This is a genomic window from Streptomyces sp. CA-135486, assembly GCF_050936555.1.
GTDB lineage: Bacteria > Actinomycetota > Actinomycetes > Streptomycetales > Streptomycetaceae > Streptomyces.
This window is the reverse complement of record NZ_JBNJMM010000001.1, coordinates 1,309,237-1,328,616: the sequence shown is the minus strand read 5'-3', so window position 1 is coordinate 1,328,616 and position 19,380 is coordinate 1,309,237. Positions and strand designations below refer to the sequence as shown.

13 protein-coding genes, 1 tRNA gene and 2 pseudogenes are annotated in these 19,380 nt (G+C 70.8%); 4 read left to right on the top strand and 12 right to left on the bottom strand.

Translation table 11 applies throughout. The features are described from left to right. Positions 1-214 precede the first annotated feature (214 nt). Entirely contained in the window at positions 215-2,080 is a 1,866-nt protein-coding gene (gene lepA / locus ACQEVG_RS05925; protein ID WP_432978071.1) for a translation elongation factor 4, read from the bottom strand. A 232-nt stretch (positions 2,081-2,312) separates the two neighbouring features. On the opposite strand from lepA, the gene rpsT reads away from it, so the two are divergent. After that, entirely contained in the window at positions 2,313-2,579 is a 267-nt protein-coding gene (rpsT, locus tag ACQEVG_RS05920; protein ID WP_360879857.1) for a 30S ribosomal protein S20, read from the top strand. A 445-nt stretch (positions 2,580-3,024) separates the two neighbouring features. Here rpsT and holA read toward each other — a convergent pair whose 3' ends face one another. From holA to leuS, 8 genes and pseudogenes are all read right to left on the bottom strand, one after another. Further along, a complete protein-coding gene (gene holA / locus ACQEVG_RS05915; RefSeq protein WP_360879854.1) occupies positions 3,025-4,011 on the bottom strand; it encodes a DNA polymerase III subunit delta in 987 nt (328 codons plus the stop codon). A 56-nt stretch (positions 4,012-4,067) separates the two neighbouring features. Beyond that, positions 4,068-4,313, bottom strand: coding sequence for a hypothetical protein (locus tag ACQEVG_RS05910; RefSeq protein ID WP_432978066.1), 246 nt, complete (start codon positions 4,311-4,313; stop codon positions 4,068-4,070). Between the two features lie 11 nt (positions 4,314-4,324). Further along, positions 4,325-5,107 carry an arylamine N-acetyltransferase family protein gene (locus ACQEVG_RS05905; protein ID WP_432978063.1) on the bottom strand — a complete coding sequence of 261 codons (783 nt, stop codon included), beginning with the start codon at positions 5,105-5,107 and terminating at the stop codon, positions 4,325-4,327. 212 nt (positions 5,108-5,319) lie between these two features. Beyond that, positions 5,320-7,854 (bottom strand): annotated as a pseudogene (locus tag ACQEVG_RS05900) (ComEC/Rec2 family competence protein); the annotation flags it as partial. Then, the gene (locus ACQEVG_RS05895) at positions 7,851-8,918 is read right to left on the bottom strand and encodes a helix-hairpin-helix domain-containing protein (protein WP_432978060.1); all 1,068 of its coding nucleotides are present in this window, start codon (positions 8,916-8,918) and stop codon (positions 7,851-7,853) included. The pseudogene ACQEVG_RS05900 and the gene ACQEVG_RS05895, both read right to left, overlap by 4 nt. A gap of 124 nt (positions 8,919-9,042) precedes the next feature. Next, positions 9,043-9,888 carry a DegV family protein gene (locus ACQEVG_RS05890; protein ID WP_432978057.1) on the bottom strand — a complete coding sequence of 282 codons (846 nt, stop codon included), beginning with the start codon at positions 9,886-9,888 and terminating at the stop codon, positions 9,043-9,045. A 78-nt stretch (positions 9,889-9,966) separates the two neighbouring features. Continuing rightward, on the bottom strand, positions 9,967-10,791 hold the full coding sequence (locus tag ACQEVG_RS05885) for a hypothetical protein (RefSeq protein ID WP_432978054.1): 825 nt from the start codon (positions 10,789-10,791) through the stop codon (positions 9,967-9,969). A gap of 150 nt (positions 10,792-10,941) precedes the next feature. Further along, positions 10,942-13,803, bottom strand: a complete 2,862-nt coding sequence (gene leuS, locus ACQEVG_RS05880) for a leucine--tRNA ligase (protein ID WP_432978051.1) — start codon at positions 13,801-13,803, stop codon at positions 10,942-10,944. 596 nt (positions 13,804-14,399) lie between these two features. Here leuS and ACQEVG_RS05875 point away from each other — a divergent pair. Then, positions 14,400-15,917, top strand: coding sequence for a hypothetical protein (locus ACQEVG_RS05875; protein WP_432978048.1), 1,518 nt, complete (start codon positions 14,400-14,402; stop codon positions 15,915-15,917). Continuing rightward, the gene (locus ACQEVG_RS05870) at positions 15,914-17,509 is read left to right on the top strand and encodes an NADH-ubiquinone oxidoreductase-F iron-sulfur binding region domain-containing protein (RefSeq protein WP_432978045.1); all 1,596 of its coding nucleotides are present in this window, start codon (positions 15,914-15,916) and stop codon (positions 17,507-17,509) included. Before ACQEVG_RS05875 ends, ACQEVG_RS05870 begins: the two co-directional genes overlap by 4 nt. Before the next feature lie 61 nt (positions 17,510-17,570). Here ACQEVG_RS05870 and ACQEVG_RS05865 read toward each other — a convergent pair. Next, positions 17,571-17,643, bottom strand: a tRNA-Ala gene (locus ACQEVG_RS05865). A gap of 154 nt (positions 17,644-17,797) precedes the next feature. Between ACQEVG_RS05865 and ACQEVG_RS05860 the strand changes: the two are divergent. Continuing rightward, positions 17,798-18,970: pseudogene (locus ACQEVG_RS05860) on the top strand (glycosyltransferase 87 family protein); the annotation flags it as partial. Here the strand turns inward: ACQEVG_RS05860 and ACQEVG_RS05855 are convergent. Next, entirely contained in the window at positions 18,945-19,178 is a 234-nt protein-coding gene (locus ACQEVG_RS05855; RefSeq protein WP_040916346.1) for a hypothetical protein, read from the bottom strand. The pseudogene ACQEVG_RS05860 and the gene ACQEVG_RS05855 overlap by 26 nt on opposite strands. Positions 19,179-19,181: 3 nt before the next feature. Continuing rightward, positions 19,182-19,346, bottom strand: coding sequence for a hypothetical protein (locus ACQEVG_RS05850; RefSeq protein ID WP_432978042.1), 165 nt, complete (start codon positions 19,344-19,346; stop codon positions 19,182-19,184). Positions 19,347-19,380 lie beyond the last annotated feature (34 nt).

Below are 19,380 nucleotides of genomic sequence, written 5' to 3'. Positions count from 1 at the left end.
AGCCGTGATCAGAGTAGAGCGCACAAAGCCGGTGCGTAAGAGGCTGCAGGCTGCCGCTTGATAACGAACAGACGCAGAGATCAATGGCTGGAACCGATGGTCGGTGTATCCCTCACCTATCGGGTGATGCGCCCGCAGACACACGAAAAGCGCCCGACCGGACCACGGTCGGGCGCTTCCGCTCATCAGTCGCGACCACTGGCGACGCTTGAGGCTACTTCTTCCCCTTGCCACCCTCGTCACTGGACAGCACGGCGATGAAGGCCTCCTGCGGAACCTCCACGCTGCCGACCATCTTCATCCGCTTCTTGCCTTCCTTCTGCTTCTCGAGCAGCTTCCGCTTGCGGGAGATGTCACCGCCGTAGCACTTGGCGAGGACGTCCTTGCGGATGGCGCGAATGGTCTCCCGGGCGATGACCCGGGAGCCGATGGCGGCCTGGATGGGCACCTCGAAGGCCTGCCGCGGGATGAGCTCGCGCAGCTTGGCGACCAGCCGGACGCCGTACGCGTACGCCGCGTCCTTGTGCGTAATGGCGGAGAAGGCGTCGACCTTGTCGCCGTGCAGCAGGATGTCGACCTTGACCAGGCTGGCGGCCTGCTCGCCGGTGGGCTCGTAGTCGAGGGAGGCGTAACCGCGCGTCTTGGACTTCAGCTGGTCGAAGAAGTCGAAAACGATCTCGGCGAGGGGGAGGGTGTAGCGGATCTCGACCCGGTCCTCGGAGAGGTAGTCCATGCCCAGCAGCGTGCCGCGGCGGGTCTGGCAGAGCTCCATGATCGAACCGATGAACTCGCTGGGGGCGAGGATCGTGGCCCGTACGACCGGCTCGTGCACCTCGGCGATCTTGCCCTCGGGGAACTCGCTCGGGTTGGTGACGGTGTGCTCGGTGCCGTCCTCCATGACCACGCGGTAGACCACGTTGGGTGCGGTGGCGATCAGGTCCAGCCCGAACTCGCGCTCCAGCCGCTCCCGGATGACGTCCAGGTGCAGCAGCCCGAGGAAGCCGACGCGGAACCCGAATCCGAGCGCGGCGGACGTCTCGGGTTCGTACACCAGCGCGGCGTCGTTCAGCTGGAGCTTGTCGAGGGCGTCGCGCAGCTCGGGGTAGTCCGAACCGTCCAGCGGATACAGGCCGGAGAACACCATCGGCTTGGGGTCCTTGTAGCCGCCGAGGGCCTCCGTGGCGCCCTTGTGCAGGGTGGTGATCGTGTCACCGACCTTGGACTGGCGGACGTCCTTCACCCCGGTGATGAGGTAGCCCACCTCGCCGACGCCGAGGCCGTCGGCCGGCAGCATCTCGGGCGAGTTGGTGCCGATCTCCAGCAGCTCGTGGGTGGCGCCGGTGGACATCATCCTGATGCGCTCGCGCTTGTTCAGCTGGCCGTCGATGACTCGTACATACGTCACCACGCCGCGGTAGGAGTCGTACACCGAGTCGAAGATCATCGCGCGGGCGGGCGCGTCGGCGACGCCGACGGGCGCGGGCACGTCCCGTACGACCCTGTCGAGGAGGGCTTCCACACCGACACCGGTCTTGGCCGAGACCTTGAGAACGTCCTCGGGCTGACAGCCGATGAGGTTGGCGAGCTCCTCGGAGAACTTCTCCGGCTGGGCGGCCGGCAGGTCGATCTTGTTGAGGACCGGGACGATCGTGAGGTCGTTCTCCATCGCCAGATAGAGATTGGCGAGGGTCTGCGCCTCGATGCCCTGGGCGGCGTCGACGAGGAGGACCGTGCCCTCGCAGGCCGCGAGCGACCGGGAGACCTCATAGGTGAAGTCCACGTGGCCCGGGGTGTCGATCATGTTGAGGATGTGGGTCGTGTTCTGACCCTCGCCCTCGGTGGGCGCCCACGGCAGCCGGACCGCCTGGGACTTGATGGTGATGCCGCGCTCGCGCTCGATGTCCATGCGGTCGAGGTACTGAGCGCGCATCTGCCGCTGATCGACCACACCGGTCAGCTGAAGCATCCGGTCGGCAAGGGTCGACTTGCCGTGGTCGATGTGCGCGATGATGCAGAAATTGCGGATCAGCGCCGGGTCGGTACGGCTCGGCTCGGGCACGTGGGTAGGAGTCGCGGGCACGCAGGGTCCTGATTCTTGAGACGCGGGGCGTCTCGTCTCGGGCGATGTCGGATCGATACGTAGCTTCCATGGTCCCATGGCTGCGGGGCTGCGACCGGTTTGGGCCGTCCGATGGGCGGCTGGTAGCCTGGGCAGCTGTGTCTCGTGCCCTCTCATGTACGAGACACGACGTAAAAGATCAAGGTCCGTAAAGGATCAAGATCAATTTCATCGAACCTGAAAAGGCTCTTTCGTGGCGAACATCAAGTCCCAGATCAAGCGGAACAAGACGAACGAGAAGGCGCGCCTGCGCAACAAGGCCGTCAAGTCGTCGCTCAAGACCGCGATCCGCAAGGCCCGTGAGGCTGCCGCCTCGGGCGACGCCGAGAAGGCCACTGTGGCCCTCCGCGAGGCGTCGCAGAAGCTCGACAAGGCCGTCTCCAAGGGTGTCATCCACAAGAACGCCGCCGCCAACAAGAAGTCGGCGCTGGCCTCCAAGGTTGGCTCCCTCAAGGGCTGAACCTCTTGATTGTCGCCGGTAGGGATCCAGCGGGCCCTCTCATCCGCTCCCGCCCCGGCACCTCTTAGCGCCGCACGCGGCCTGCGTTCGCCACGCGGGTGCGGCGCACCAGCTTGAACCGTGGGCCCCGTTCGCCGTCCTTCCCCAGGACGTGCGGTCGGGGCCTTCGGCGTTGCGCGGGTGAGGGCGGAAGCGCGGGCTGTGCGGGTCCCGGCCGGGGGCGGGGCAGGGGCGGGCGCGAGGCAGGGGCGGGCGCGGCGCGAAGCAGGCGCATCCCTGAGAGCTTCGGCCCCGAGGGCCGAGGCGTCGCGAAGCCGGCGCTCCCGGGGGGGGCCGGGGCGTCCGCCCCCGCGGGGCTCTCGCCCAGGGGTCCGGGGCGGAGGCTCCCCACGCGGCGGAGCCGCACATCGATACGGCGGGAAGGGGCGGGGTCGGGGAAACCGCGCTAGCGACGCGACCGCGCCGCGCGAGCGATCGCCACCACCGCCTTCTCCAGCGCATACTCCGCGTCGTCCCCCCCGCCCTTCACACCCGCATCCGCCTCCGCCACCGCGCGCAGCGCCACCGCCACCCCGTCCGGCGTCCAGCCCCGCATCTGCTGCCGCACTCGGTCGATCTTCCACGGCGGCATGCCCAGCTCGCGTGCGAGATCCGCGGGCCGCCCGCCACGCGCCGAGGAGAGCTTGCCGATCGCCCGTACCCCCTGCGCCAGCGCGCTGGTGATCAGGACCGGCGCGACCCCCGTCGACAGGGACCAGCGCAGCGCCTCAAGTGCCTCCGCCGCCCGTCCCTCCACGGCGCGGTCGGCGACCGTGAAGCTGGAGGCCTCGGCCCGGCCGGTGTAGTAGCGCCCGACGACCGCCTCGTCGATCGTGCCCTCGACATCCGCCGTGAGCTGCGAGACCGCGCTCGCCAGCTCGCGCAGATCGCTCCCGATGGAGTCGACCAGCGCCTGGCACGCCTCAGGCGTCGCCGACCTGCCCAGCGCACGGAATTCGGACCGTACGAAAGTGAGCCGCTCCGCGGGCTTCGTCGTCTTGGGGCAGGCGACCTCCCGCGCGCCCGCCTTGCGCGCGGCGTCCAGGAGACCCTTGCCCTTCGCCCCGCCGGGGTGCAGCAGCACGAGCGTGATCTCTTCGGCGGGCGCGTCGAGATACGCCTTGACGTCCTTGATCGTGTCCGCGGACAGATCCTGAGCGTTCCGCACGACCACGACCTTGCGCTCGGCGAAGAGCGAAGGGCTGGTCAGCTCCGCGAGCGTGCCCGGCTGCAACTGGTCCGCGGTGAGGTCGCGCACGTCCGTGTCGGCGTCGGCGGCACGCGCTGCCGCCACCACCTGCTGCACGGCGCGGTCGAGAAGCAGATCCTCCTGGCCCACGGCGAGCGTGACGGGGGCGAGGGGATCATCGGTCGAATTCTTCCTGGTGGCCATCGCGAACCAGCATCCCACGCACCACTGACACGACCCCCGTCCTCCCTACCGCTTCCCTACGGCTCCTCGCGCCAGCCGTCCCACTCCCCCGCGAACTCATCCAGCTTCGCGGGGTCCAACCGCCCCGCCGGGTCCTCGACGACGACCAGCCACTGGGCGTCCTCGGCGTCGTCCTCACCGGCCAGCGCGTCCCGTACGAGCAACGGCTCATCGACGACGCCGAAGCGGTCGCTGAGCGCCTCGACCGCCTCTTCCGCGGCATCCCGGTCGGGCAGCACCAGTACATGTCTCACAGCACTCACAGGGACATTGTTCAGGTTGCTCGGCCCGGAGCCGGCGGCAGGCGGTCGAGCAGCAACCCGAAGTGGTCGCGGTACGCCGCCAGCACCGCCGCGTCGTCGGCCAGCGGCTGCTCCTGGCGCCCACCGTGCTCGGTGGTGACGAGCTTTCGGCCGCTGAGCGTGATCCTGCCCTCGGGGGAGAGCCGGGAGCAGACGACGGACCGGGTGAAGTGCGAGGCGGGCGAGGTGCGGTGCCACCACGCCCCGGCCCGGAAGTCGTCCAGCACGCGGGGCCGCCGCTCCAGGCGGAACTGCGGCTTGCCGTCGCGGTGGACGTCGAGATCGCCGTGTTCGGACTCCGGCACCTCGACGATCCGGAACGTACCCGCCGGGTCATGCTGATCCCCCCGCTCGTCGAACGCGAGCGGGTGGTGGGCATGGTCCCCGAAGCCGACGTCGGCCAGCCAGGGGCCGGTCGAGTCCGCCGTCCCGACGAGCAGGGCGAGATGGTCGTACGGGATGCCGAGCCGGCCCTCGCCATCGAAGACACCTGCCTGGAGAAGGGTGACGGTGAAGCCCAGGTCGCGCAGCAACGCGGCGAAGGCTCCGTTGAGTTCGTAGCAGAACCCGCCGCGGCCGGCGTCCACGATCTTGGCGAGGAGCGCCTTCTCCTGCAGCTCGATGTCCTCGCCGAGGTGGATGGAGAGGTTCTCGAAGGGGACCGTCCAGAGGTGCCGCAACTGCAGATCGCGCAGCGCGGCGGCGTCGGCGCGCTCCGGGCGGCTCGCCCCGATACGACGGAGGTAGGCATCCATGGGGAGAGTGTGGCCCGAGGGGTGCACACCCGCCATGGACCCTTGGTCCTACGCCTGCCGCCCGAGGCGACGGCTCGCACCCCGGCCCGGGGCCGGCGGCCAGGTCGCACCACGGCCGGGGGCCGGCGGCCAGGTCGCTCTCCGGCTCCTAGTAGGGGAGTTCGCACAGCCGCGGCACCGGTGGAGGCAGCAGCCGCGGAAGGATCCGCGCCGCCCCGGGGGACCGCCCTCAGGTCCCGGCCGCCTCCCGCCACCGCGATCGCCCCGTCCGTGTCCGTACGCAGCACCACCGCGCCCTGGGCGCGGAGCGCGCCGACAGTACGGGGAGAGGGGTGGCCGTACCCGTTGTCGCGGCCGACGGAGATCAGCGCCAGGCGCGGGCGCACAGCGTGCAGCAGGCCGGGGTGCTGATGCGCGGAGCCGTGGTGGGCGACCTTGAGGACATCGACGTGCGGGAGTGCGGGAAAGGCCCGCAACAGCCCCCGCTGGGACGGTGGTTCGAGGTCGCCGAGGAGCAGCAGGGTGGGGCCGCCCTCGATCCGCACGAACAGCGTGACGCTTGCGTCGTTGGGCCCTTCGATCGCCGGGGCCGCTCCCGCCCCCGGCCAGAGCACCTCCCAGTCGAGAGGCCCGGAACGGCGCCGCTCCCCCGCCTCGGCCCGTACCACCGGCACCCGGGCGGAGTCGGCCACTCGGCGTACGAACGCAGCCTGGTCCTGCGGCTCGTCGAGCACCGTGGTCTCGATTGCGCCGACCGCCCGGCCGCGGAGGACCCCGGGCAGCCCGGCCACGTGGTCGGCGTGGAAGTGGGTGAGGAGCAGCAGCGGGACCCGGGTGACTCCCAGCTCGCGCAGACACCGGTCGGCGAGGTCGGGGGCCGGCCCCGCGTCCACGACCACGGCCGCGCCGTCGCCCGCCGCCAGCACCGTTGCGTCCCCCTGCCCCACATCACACATCGCGAACGTCCAGCCCGGCGGCGGCCAGCCGGTGATGAACCTGGTCAACGGGACCGGACGCACGATGGCAAGCACGAGCAGCAGCGCGCACACCGCGGCCGCCCAGGGATGTCGCGGCAGCCGGCGGGCCAGGAGTCCGACCAGAACCGTGACGGCGGCCAACAGCAAGCCGCCGCGCCAGCCGCCCGGCCAGTCCGTTGTGGCGCCGGGCAGCGCTGCCCCCGTGCGGGCGACGGAGGCGATCCCCCCGGTTGGCCACCCGGCACAGCGGGCCACCAACTCGGCGACCGGCATTGCCACCGGGGCAGCGGCGAGCGCAGCGAAACCGAGGACCGTGGCCGGGGCGACGGCGAGCTCAGCGATCAAGTTGCAGGGGATCGCCACCAGGCTGACCCGGGCGGCGAACACGGCCACCACAGGAGCGCACACGGCCTGTGCGGCGGCTGCCGCGGCCAGGGCCTCGGCGAGCCGGGGCGGCACCCGTCTGCGTTGCAGCGCCGCACTCCAGCTCGGGCCGATGGTGAGCAGGGCGCCTGTGGCCAGCACGGAGAGCAGAAAGCCGTAACTGCGGGCGAGCCACGGGTCGTACAGGACCAGCAGCAGCACGGCGGCGGCCAGCGCCGGGACGAGCGAGCGGCGGCGTCCGGTGCCGATGGCGAGCAGTACGACGGTCCCGCAGGCCGCCGCCCGCAGCACGCTCGGTTCCGGCCGGCACACCACCACAAAGGCGAGCGTGAGGGCCCCTCCGAGGATTGCGGCTCCGCGCAGCGTGATGCCCAACCGTGGGGCCACACCCCGCCGTTCGGCCAGCAGGGCGGTGCCCGGTGGCCCGATGAGCAGGACGAGCACGATGGTCAGATTGCTTCCTGACACAGCGACCAGATGAGTCAGGTCGGTCGCCTCGAAGGCGTCCTGGAGATCGGGCGTGATCCGTGAGGTGTCCCCGACGACCAGCCCGGGCAGCAGCGCACGAGCGTCCGGGGCGAGCCCGTCCGTCGCCTCGCGCAGTCCGGCCCGGAGCCCTCCGGCTGTGCGCTGGACGGCTGTTGGCGGTCCGGTGATCTGCGGCGGACCGTTCCCCTGCGCCTTCAGCACCGCCGCGAACGGGTCGTCGTCGCCCGAGGGCGGTGCGAGCCGTCCGGTCACCCTCAGCCGGGTGGAGGGCAGCAACCGCCGCCACTGCGCGCCGGTCCCGTCGGCCTTGCGGAGGGCACCCGACGCCACGATCACGAGGACGGGCGTCTGGATCTCGGTAGCCCCGCCACGAGGAGCCGTCACCCGGGTGGCCTCGGCGTTCAGCACGAGGAATCCGCCACCCGCCCGATTCCCGCGGATACGGGGACGGATCATCCGGGGGTCGGACGTGACCGTCAACTCGGTGGTGACGTGCGCGTATTGGCGTGCCAGCTCCGGTAGCGGCCCGCGCCGCACATCTGCGCCGTGCAGCCCTGCCGAGGCCGCACCCGCTGCGGCGCACAGCAGCATCGCTGCCACGGCTGTGGCGTTGAGCCGACGCCGTCGGGTGTGTGTGCTGACGGGCGTCTCCTCGCCACCGCGCGTGATGCGGCCCCTGCCCCCGCTCGCACCGACGACCAGTAGCAACCCCGCTGCGGCGACGCACACCATGACGCCCACCGCCGTCCACCACCCCCGCGCGCCGACGGCCAGAGCCGCCGCTGCCCAGGCGGCCAGGGCCGGTGGCACCAGCCGCAGATCAACCGGCCCCTCCTGCCGGGGGTCGGCCGCCCCCAGCCGGTGCCCCGAGCCGGCGTGAACAGCGGGGCGCGTCATGGCTGTACCAGGGTCTGGAGGTCCGCGAACCGGCGATCGCCGATCCCGTCGACGTCGCGGAGCTCGTCGACGGACCGGAAGCCCCCGTGCTCGGTGCGGTAGTCGACGATGTGCTGGGCCAGTACGGGACCGACCCCCGGCAGGGTGTCCAGCTGTTCCACGGTCGCCGAGTTGAGGCTGACAGGACCCGCGGCCTGTGACCCGCCCTGGCCTGACCCCGTCGGCCCCGGCGGTGCCGCCGGTGCGGGTCCGCCCACTACCACCTGCTCGCCGTCCATGAGCACCCGTGCCCGGTTGAGCCCGGTCAGATCCGTGCCGGCCTTGACGCCTCCGGCCGCCCGCAGTGCGTCCGCGACCCTCGATCCGGCAGGCAGCCGGAGCACTCCCGGCCTGCGCACCTTTCCGCTCACGTCGACGACGATCCGCCCGCCGGGCTCCGCGGCCGTCGGCGGCGGCCCGGGCGAAGGGCTCGGCTCCGGCATGGCCGCGCTCTGATGGACCAGCTCCGGGGCCCGTACAGGCTGCGGACTCGCCATCCAGAAGTGCTGGACCGCGAAGGCCGCGGCCACCACCAGCACGACGGTCAGGGCTGCCAGCGTCCTGGCTTCGAGCCCGCATCTGAGCTGGACCCACAACGGCAGCCGTTCGCGCGCCGCAAGCCGCACGCGCTGCCAAACGCCCGTGCCGATGGCGCCCGTACCGATGTCGACGCCCCCGGGAGGGACGCCGACAGCGGCAGTCCCGCCGCCTTCTCCGGCCCGGGAGCGCCCGCCGCCCTCTCCGGCCCGGGAACGCCCGCCTCCCCCTTCGGCCCGGGAGCGAACGACAGCCGCGTCGAGCACGACGGCCGCGTCCGGACTCGGGTCCGCACTGCCCCGCGGCCCCTCGAAGAGGGCGTCCGCCCGGCGGCGCAGGGCTGTACTGGACACCGTGGCATTCGAGATGGCGGCCACGCGTCGTCTACTGCGAGAGCGCGAGCCTGATCCGCGCCCGTCACGGGCACGGCTGTCCGAGGCGGGGGCGCGGCCCGGCCCACTGGTTGCAGAACGTGATCGGATAGCCATGCCACAGGACGGTAGGCACATCCGTCCGAACCCGCTGAGCGGGCTCAATTTCCGTGGACAACCGCCCTGTTGTGGATAACTCGGTCACCTACAAGGGTGACTGCGCGTACGCCACACTGTGCACCTACCGCGGTGAGATCACGGCCGCCAGCAACCCCGGCCCCGTGTGCGCCCCGATCACCGCGCCCACCTCGCTGACATACAGGTCGGCCAGGCCGGGAACCCGCTCGCGCAGCCGCTCCGCCAGCACCGCGGCCCGCTCCGGCGCGGCCAGATGGTGCACGGCGATGTCCACACTGCTCGCCCCGGCCCGGTCGACGACGATCTCCTCAAGCCGGGCGATCGCCTTCGACGCCGTACGTACCTTCTCCAGCAGCTCGATCCGGCCGCCGTCCAGCTGCAGCAGCGGCTTCACCGCGAGCGCCGAGCCGAGCAGGGCCTGCGCAGCCCCGATCCGTCCGCCACGACGCAGATAGTCCAGGGTGTCGACATAGAAGTACGCGGACGTGCCGGCTGCCCGCTTCTCCGCAGCGGCCACCGCCTCGTCGATCGTGCCGCCCCCCTCGGCCGTCTCCGCGGCGGCGAGCGCGCAGAAGCCCAGCGCCATCCCGACCATCCCGGTGTCGACCACCCGCACCGGCACCGGTGCGTCCTTGGCGGCCAGCACCGCGGCGTCGTACGTACCCGAGAACTCGCCCGACAGATGCAGCGAGACGATGCCGGTGGCGCCGGCTTCGGCCCTGGCCCGGTACACCTCGGCGAACATCTCTGGACTCGGCCGGGAGGTGGTCACCGAGCGTCGCTTCTGCAACGCCAGTGCCAGCGAGCGGGCCGAGATCTCGGTCCCCTCTTCGAGCGCCTGATCACCGAGCACAACGGTCAGCGGCACCGCGATGATGCCGTGACGCTCCATCGTCGGCGGCGGCAGGTAGGCCGTTGAATCGGTGACGATAGCGACATGGCGGGACATGAGCGGGAGGTTACCCGCAGGGGCTGCCGGACGGCAGCCCGGCCCCTCGCGAATGATCGCGTCGCCGCGCCCGGAGGGTCAGTTCGTGGTCTCCGGTCGCGTGGACTTCTGCCAGGGGTATGTGGTCTGCTGCCGCGGATCGCGCGCTGTGATCGCCGGCGGCTGCTCGGCCACGGTGTGCCCCGGCCCGGGCTGAGCCCCGGTTCCGGCACCCGTCCCGGTCCGCGACCCCGACTCGGACCCCGCCTCGGGATCCGCCCAGGTCTGCTCCGGCACAACCCCGTCGCCGGTCCCCGCATCCGGCCAGGACGCCTGTGGGGCGTGCGCCGCCTTCGGCCCATCGGCAGCCGGCGATTCCACCTCCGACCAGTGCCGCAACGCCCCCGCCTCCACGTCGATCTGCGTGCTCAGCGCGTCCAGCTCGTCGTCCGCGAACTTCCGTGCCCGGTCCCGCGCCGCCCACCGCAGCGACTCCGCCGAGTGCGTGATCCGCTCCGTACGCTCTCGCAGCCCCGGCAGCAGCGAGGCCACCGTCGCCCGGTCGGGCTCGCGCTCCAGCCGCTTCAGTTCGTCGTCGAGCTCGTGCCCATGCGCACTCAGCCGCTTGAACAGGGCGAGCGACTCGGACAGCGAGGCGTCCTCCGCCACGCCCGCGTGCAGCGCGTCCTGGGTCGCCCTCATCGACGTACGCAGCGCCAGCCGCAGCTGCGCCAGCTCGCCGACCACGCCGCCCTGCCCATAGGACTTCGCCCGCAGGGTGGTCTCCTCGACGGTGCGGCGCGCCTGCGTGACGGTGCGTTCCACACCTCGCTTCGCCGCGCCGACGATCTTCACGGTCACGTACACCCCCAACGCCACGAAGGCGACGAAAAGCAGCGTCAGTATCAGAATCGCGGCTTCCATGAGCGCCCCTCCGGCGTCGGCTGTTGTCCCTCCACCGTAAACGGAACGGGCAGGTTGGGGGTTCCGTCGGAACCCCCAACCTGCCCGTAAGGGAAACCCCTCACTCTGCGCAGCGAGGCTGCCCAGCGCCGTGACGACGCAGGGCCGCGACTACGCAGGGACGATGTTGACCAGCTTCGGCGCCCGCACGATCACCTTGCGGATGCCCGCGCCACCCAGCGCCGCGACCACCGCAGCGTCTCCCAGTGCCAGCGCCTCCAGCTCCTCGTCCGAGATCGACGGGGAGACCTCCAGCCGCGCCTTGACCTTGCCCTTGATCTGCACGACGCAGGTCACCGACTCGTCCACGACATACACCGGGTCGGCGACGGGGAAGTCCTGGTGCACGACCGAGTCGGTGTGCCCCAGCCTGTGCCACAGTTCCTCGGCGATGTGCGGGGCCAGGGGCGCGATCAGCAGCACCAGCTGCTCCGCCACGCTCCGTGGCAGCGGTCCGCCCACCTTGGTCAGATAGTTGTTCAGCTCGGTGACCTTGGCGATGGCGGTGTTGAAGCGCAGCGCCTCCAGGTCCTGTCCGACGCCGTCGATCGCCTTGTGCAGGGCACGCAGCATCGCCTCGTCGGCCTCGCCGTCGACGACGGTCACCTCACCCGTCGCCTCGTCGACCACGTTGCGCCACAGCCGCTGCAGCAGCCGGTACTGGCCGACCACCGCGCGCGTGTCCCACGGCCGGGACACATCCAGGGGGCCCATCGCCATCTCGTACAGACGCAGCGTGTCCGCACCGTACTCGGCACAGATCTCGTCCGGAGTGACCGCGTTCTTCAGGGACTTGCCCATCTTGCCCAGCTCGCGCTTGACGGGTTCGTCCTCGAAGTAGAACTTTCCGTCCCGCTCCTCGACCTCGGCAGCGGCCACCGGGAAGCCGCGGCTGTCCCGGTAGACGTACGCCTGGATCATGCCCTGGTTGTACAGCTTGTGGAACGGCTCGACCGAGGAGACATGCCCCAGGTCGAACAGCACCTTGGACCAGAACCGCGCGTACAGCAGGTGCAGTACGGCGTGCTCGGCGCCGCCGACGTACAGGTCGACGCCGCCGTGCGGCTGACCCTCGCGCGGCCCCATCCAGTACTGCTCGATCGCCGGGTCGACCAGCTTGTAGTCATTGTGCGGGTCCAGGTAGCGCAGCTCGTACCAGCACGAACCCGCCCAGTTGGGCATGGTGTTGGTCTCCCGGCGGTAGCGCTTGACGCCGTCGCCCAGGTCCAGCTCGACGTTGACCCAGTCCTCGTTGCGGGACAGGGGCGTCTCGGGCTGGGTGTCCGCGTCGTCCGGGTCGAACGTGCGAGGCGAGTAGTCGTCGACCTCGGGCAGCTCCAGCGGCAGCATCGACTCGGGCAGCGCGTGCGCGACGCCGTCCTCGTCGTAGGCGATCGGGAAGGGCTCGCCCCAGTAGCGCTGCCGGCTGAACAGCCAGTCACGCAGCCGGAAGTTGACCGTCCCCTCACCGATTCCGCGGGCGGTCAGCCACTCGGTGATCTTCGCCTTGGCCTCGGCGACGCCCAGGCCGTTCAGCGAGATCTCGTCGTTGGCGGAGTTGATCGCTGGCCCCTGTCCGGTGAAGGCCTCGCCCTCCCAGCCCTCCGGCGGCTGGACGGTACGGATGATGGGCAGCTCGAATGCCTCGGCGAACTCCCAGTCGCGCTCGTCCTGCCCGGGGACGGCCATGATGGCGCCGGTGCCGTAGCCCATCAGGACGTAGTCGGCCACGAAAACGGGGATCTGCGCGCCGGTGACGGCGTTCACGGCGTAGGCGCCGGTGAACACACCAGTCTTGTCCTTGTGTTCGGTCTGCCGCTCGACGTCGCTCTTCGTCTGGGCCTGCTTGCGGTACGCGGCGACAGCCTCGGCCGGAGTCGCGGCGCCGCCCGTCCAGGCCTCCTTGACGCCCTGCGGCCACTCGGCCGGGACGATGGAGTCGATCAGGCCGTGCTCGGGCGCCAGCACCATGTACGTGGCGCCGAACAGGGTGTCGGGACGGGTGGTGAAGACCGTGATCCGCACGTCGTCGTGACCGTCGACCGAGAAGTTGACGCGCGCGCCCTCGCTGCGGCCGATCCAGTTGCGCTGCTGCAGCTTGATCGCCTCGGGCCAGTCCAGCACGTCCAGATCGTCCAGCAGCCGGTCGGCGTAGGCGGTGATGCGCATGTTCCACTGGCGCAGCTTGGCCTTGAAGACGGGGAAGTTGCCGCGCTCGGAACGCCCGTCCGCGGTGACCTCCTCGTTCGCCAGCACGGTGCCCAGCCCGGGGCACCAGTTGACGGGCGCGTCGGAGGCGTACGCCAGCCGGTAGCCGCTCAGTACATCGGCGCGCTCCACGGCGCTCAGCTCGCTCCACGCGCGCGTGGAGCCCGGCACGGCACGCTCACCGCTCTCGAACTGGGCCACCAGCTCGTCGATGGGGCGGGCCTTCTTCGCGTCCTCGTCGTACCAGGAGTTGAAGATCTGCAGGAAGATCCACTGGGTCCACTTGTAGTAGTCCGGGTCGATCGTCGCGAAGGACCGGCGCTTGTCGTGGCCCAGGCCCAGCCGACGCAGCTGGGTCTTCATGTTCTCGATGTTCGCCTCGGTGGACACGCGCGGGTGCGTGCCGGTCTGCACGGCGTACTGCTCGGCGGGCAGGCCGAAGGCGTCGAAGCCCAGGGTGTGCAGGACATTGTGCCCGGTCATGCGCTGGTAGCGGGCGAAGACGTCGGTGGCGATATAGCCCAGCGGGTGGCCGACGTGCAGACCCGCACCCGAGGGGTACGGGAACATGTCCATGATGAACTTCTTGGACTTCGCCGCCAGGGCCGGGTCCCCGGCCAGCTCACCGCTCGGGTTCGGCGCCTCGTACGTGCCCTCGGCGTCCCAGACGTCCTGCCAGCGTGCCTCGATGTCGGCCGCCATGGCAGCCGTGTAGCGGTGCGCTGCAGCCACCTCTGCGGCGGCAGCGGAATTCGTCTCGCTCATGATCCTTGAAGCTCCATCGATTCGTCTCTGCCAGCGGATTCCAAAACGAAAAAACCCCTCGCACAGGAGGGGACGCCGCGCCGATTCCGACCGGATTCTTCATCCGTCGGGACTGATCAGCGCGGCTCGCTAAGCAGAAGGCGTACGGCACGCATGGCGTCAGGGTACCGCAGCGAGCGAACCGGGCGCATGGGACCAGCCTCCTAGGCCACTCGACGGCCATCGGTGATCACCCAAGGCCACCGAACGCTCGTTGAAGATCCACCGAAGCTCCATCAACGGAATCCGGCATTCTTCGCAATTGCCTCAATCAACCCCTTGGCACCCGCCTCCGGAGCACCCACGCCGAGCCCTCCGATACGCGCCACGCGCTCCGGCGCACACCCTGAGTGAGTCCCGGCGCAGACCCCGAACGACGTGGGCGCGATCCTCTAACCGCCGTTAGTTACCCCGCGTATCGCCCCTATCCGGGGCAACCTCAAAGTCAGTTCTCTGTGGTTCGGCTCTCTAAACGTTGAAACGTCGTACCACTCAGTATGGGTCGACCTAGCATGCGTCAACGGGACCGCATTTCCCGCACCATTCGGAGTCGCCCCATGAACCCTCAACGCAATAACCGTTCGTCCCCCGCCCCGAGTGCCGGGCTCAGCCGCCCTGTGCAAGGCGGCCTGACTGTCGCGGCGTTCGTGCTCATACCCGTGCTCGCCGTCGGCGGGAGTGACAGTTTTCGCGCCGCGCTCGACTTCACCAGCGGCGTTCTGTCCCTGTTGTCCCTGACCGCTTCCGTCGCGTGGGGTCTGCTCGCCACCGACCGGGTGCTGCTCAACACCCGCCACCGGCTCCTCGCCCAGGCAATCCACCGCGCCACCGCCACCGCGTCGCTCGGCTTCCTGCTGCTGCACGCCACCGTGAAGGTATCGCTGGGGAAGACGGAAGTGATCGGCGCACTGATCCCGTTCGGACTGGGCGTCAGCGGTACGAACGGCCTCATCGGCTTCGGCTCGCTGGCCGGGTTCCTGATGGTGGTCGCCGCCACGACGGGCGCGCTGCGCAGCACGCTGGCAGCCAATATTCGCACCGCGGGCCGCTGGCGGCCGCTGCACATGCTGGCGTACCCGGCCTGGTGCGCGGCGCTGGTGCACGGCCTCTACACCGGCCGGCCCGCCGCGACGTGGGTCACGACCATGTACTGCCTGGCGCTCGCCGGGGTCGCCACGGCCGTGTCCGTACGGCTGCTCCCGCGCCCGACTCAGCGGCGCATCGCCAACAAGATCATGTCGCTGACCGGCGGCGGCTCCGACGGCCCGTCGACCGACGAGGAGTCGCGGCGCGACCTGACCGTCTCCCCGCTGCCCGGCGCGACCGCACCGGCGGGCCTCAACGGCATCCGGGGCATCCCCTCGCAGCGTCCGTACGAGTCGGAACTCCAGCGCCAGCCTCCCTTCGACCAGGCGCGCGCGCAGCCCAGGCGGCTGGCAGCCCCCTCGCCCCAGCTGTACGAGGTGCCCCCGCCGCCTGAGGCCGAGCCGACCGTCAGCCGCGGCGTGGGCCCCGGCCCCGGGATCTCCGCCGCGTACCGCGCGGTCTCCCTCGCCGGCGACGAGGCCGCTCCGCTCGCTGAGCGCATACCGATGACGGAAGAGATCCCCATCGTGTCGGAGTCGGGCCCCCCGCCCGGACTGTGGCCCACCCCGTCCCCGCCGCCGCCCGCCCAGGCGTTCCGACCCGAAGCCCCTGAGTCCCCCGCTCCTTCGGCGTACGAGCCCCCGGCGTATGCGCCCCCTCCCGCCTACGACCCGGCTCCCCCGACCACCGCCTTCGACACTCCGACCACCTTCGACACCCCGGCGTTCGACACCTCGACCTCGTTCGAGACCGCGGCCGCCTACGACCCCGCTCCCCCGTTCGGGACCCCGACCGCTTACGACCCCGCTGCCCCGTTCGAGACTCCGACCGCTTACGACCCCGCCCCCTCGTATTCCTCGTACGAAGAAAGTCCCTCCCCGTACGCCGCCGGCAACCCCGCCGCGTACGACGACACAGCGCCGATGCCCGGGCTCTTCCCGCCCCCGGCCGGGGAACCCTGGCACGCGCCCGCAGGAGACCGACCGTGAACACCCCCCTCCCTGATGTCCCCGAGGTCCGTGTTGTCGGCCTTCCCCAGCTGACGCAGGGGTTCGATCTTGTCGAGCGCCTCGACCTCCCCATGCATCTCAAGGTGCACGGCCCTCTTGAACCCATGACCGGCGAGCGGCTCGCGCAGCTCGCCGACGACATATCGCTGCGCGGCCGCGGCGGCGCGGGCTTCCCCTTCGGGCAGAAGCTCCGCGCCGTCGCCAAGTCCGCCATCCGACGCGGGGTGCGGCCCGTCGTCGTGGTCAACGGCAGTGAGGGCGAGCCCGCCTGCCGCAAGGACACCGTGCTGCTCAATCGCGCCCCCCATCTGATCCTGGACGGCGCCCTGCTGGCCGCCGAGGCGCTCGGCGCGCGCACTCTGGTCGTCGCGGTCACCCGCAACTCCACCGAGATCTCCATGCGCGCCGCACTGGCCGAGCGCGGCCTGTCCGACCGGCGCGGGCAGCAGCTACGCGCGCGGATCGTCCGCACCCCTGAGCGGATGGTCTCCGGCGAGGCCTCCTCCGTCATCCGCGCGGTGAACGGCGGACCCGCGCTGCCGCCCGGCCGCCGTGAGCGCGCGTCCGACACCGGCGTCGGCGGCGCCCCGACCCTGCTGTCCAACGCCGAGACCTTCGCGCAACTCGCCGTCGGCGCCCGCATCGGCGCGCGCCGCTACAGCCACACCGGCCTGGACACCGAGCCGGGCACGGTCATGCTGACGATCTCCGGGGCGGTGGCGCGCCCCATGGTCGTCGAGGTCCCCACGGGTGTGCCGCTGCGGTACGTGCTGCAGCTGGCGGGCGCCCCGCCGCTCCCCCAGGGCGTGCTGACGGGCGGCTACCACGGCAACTGGATCGACTCGGTCGCCGTCCACGAGTCCAACGTCTCGCGCGAATCACTGGCCGCCGTGGGCGGCTCCCTGGGCGCGGGCGCGATCCTCCCCATCGGCCCGGAGACCTGCCCTCTCGGCGAGGCGCAGCGCGTGGCCAACTGGCTCGCCGCCGAGACCGCGGGCCAGTGCGGCCCCTGCAAGCTGGGCCTGCCCGCAGCGGCCGGCGGTCTGTCCGATGTCATCAACGGCGGCGGCCCCGCCGCACTGGAGGCGCTGCGCGAGGTGACCCAGGCCGTCAAGGGCCGGGGCGCGTGCAAGCACCCCGACGGCTCGGCGCGCTTCTTCGCCTCGACCCTGTCCGCCTTCACGGACGACCTCGCCGCCCATGTGCTGCACGGCGGCTGCGGACGCGAGACGACCGGTGTGCTGCCACTGCCCCTGCCCGGCTACGAGGAGGCGGAGGAGTCGATTCCGAGCGGCGAGAAGGTCTTCATCGACTGGACGCTCTGCCAGGGCCACGGGATCTGCGCGGAAATCATCCCCGAACTGATCCGGCTCAACCCCGACGGGTATCCGGCGGTGGCCGACGCGGTCGTTCCCGTGCACCTGCAGGGGCGGACACAGCGGGCCGTACGGCGGTGTCCCGCGCTGGCTATGCGTATCGAGCAGGCGCCGGCCGAACGGGCTCCCAAGCCCGCCGACCGCCCCGCCCTCCCCGGCGGCAACCGCAAGGCCCTTGGCAGCGGCCGCAGTTGACCGGCGCACAGGAAAGCGGGCCATCCGATCGGATGGCCCGCTTCCTTGTGTCTGCTTGAAGTGGAGCTAAGGAGAATTGAACTCCTGACCTCCTGCATGCCATGCAGGCGCTCTACCAACTGAGCTATAGCCCCTTGCGATGTGCCGCCTTGCCGACTTCCAGCTGGGAGTTTCCTGTGTGAAGGTTCCCCCGCGGCGACGTCGCCAAGAGTACACGCTCCCCCCGGGGCATCACCAAATCGTTTCCGGGCCCTACGAGCCGGTCCGGTAATGTCCCCATTCGTGACCATGATCACGCGGCCCGGAACCCAACGTTCCATCCTCGCCGCCGCAGCAGTCTGTCTGCTCTCCTTCACGGCCTTCTGGCTGGCGCAGCGCGCCGCCTACGTCTCGATGATCGACCTGATGGTGTACCGGGCCGCGGGCGCGACCGTACGCGCGGGGGCGGACCTCTACGCAATGCGCACCACCGAGGCGAACCTCCCGTCGACCTACCCGCCGTTCGCCGCACTGCTGTTCACGCCGCTCACGCTGCTCGGCGTTCCCGAGATGCGCACCCTGGCGACCGCCGCGAACCTGCTGCTCGTGGTGGCACTCGTCGACCTCTCGCTGCGGCTGACCCACCCGCGTGCGGACCGGCGCACGACGACGCTCTGGGTGGCGGCGGCGGCCGTATGGTGCGAGCCGGTGTGGGCCACAGTGCGGTACGGCCAGATCAATCTGCTGCTCGCCGTCGCCGTGCTGTGGGACTTCACCCGCCGTGAAGGGCACCGATGGGCGGGCGCGGGCATCGGGTTCGCCGCCGCCGTGAAGCTCACCCCCGCACTCTTCGCGCTGCTTGCACTGATCGCAGGGCTGGTACATCTACGGGCCCGGGGCGGGGGCCCGAACCCATGGCTGCGGCGGGCGGCGACCGCGACCACGGTCTTTCTCGGCGTGACCCTCGCGTCCGCCGCCGCCCTTCCGTACGACTCCCGGCGCTTCTGGACCGGCATGGTCTTCGCGGCCGACCGCGTCGGCCACGCCGAGGACACCGCCAACCAGTCGCTGCGCGGTGTGCTCGCCCGACTGCTGCACACCCCCGATCCGGGGCCGTGGTGGGCCGTGACGGCCGCTCTCGTCGCCTTGGCGGGCCTCGGGGTGGGCGTGGATTGCGCGCTGCGCGGCGATCGCGCCTGCGCGGTCGTGGCCGGTGCGGCGACGGCCCTGCTGATCAGTCCGATCTCCTGGTCCCACCACTGGGTGTGGTGCGTGCCCATAGTGCTCTTGGTGGCGGCACGCGGCAGGACGGGGTGGGCCGCAGCGGCGGGGCTGGTGTTCCTTTCGTACGCCCTGTGGTGGGTGCCCCACGGCCAAGGGCGACTCGAACTCGCCCAGAACGGAAGCCAGATGGTCCTTTCCGCTCTCTATCCACTCACGGCCGCAACCGTTCTGGTCATGCTGTGGCGAACGAATAGAACCGTTTCAGGGTGCAGTGCTCATCCAGGAGTCGCCCGTAGATCGGCTCCCCTTCGAGTTCCCGATAGGTCTCGATGGGGTCGCCCTTTATGATCAGCGCCCGCGCGCACTCCTCGCACCAGTACTGGTACTCCGGATTGATCGGATCCATGTCCCGGACGATGGGCGTACCACTGCCGCACCAGTCGCATTTCCGCCTGTGTGCACCCATCATTCAGCTCCAGCTGTGGCCGCAGGCCGTGCACACGTAGGAAACTCCACCATGGTCGCCGAGGACTTGGGCGACATGCCCCGATCCGCAGGACGGGCAGCTGAGACGAGCGCGTTCCTCCGCCGCGGCAAGCAGGTCATCGGCCTCCTCGCTGTTCCTGGCGGACATCGTGCTCTCCCTCCCGTCCTGGCCGGTGTCCCCT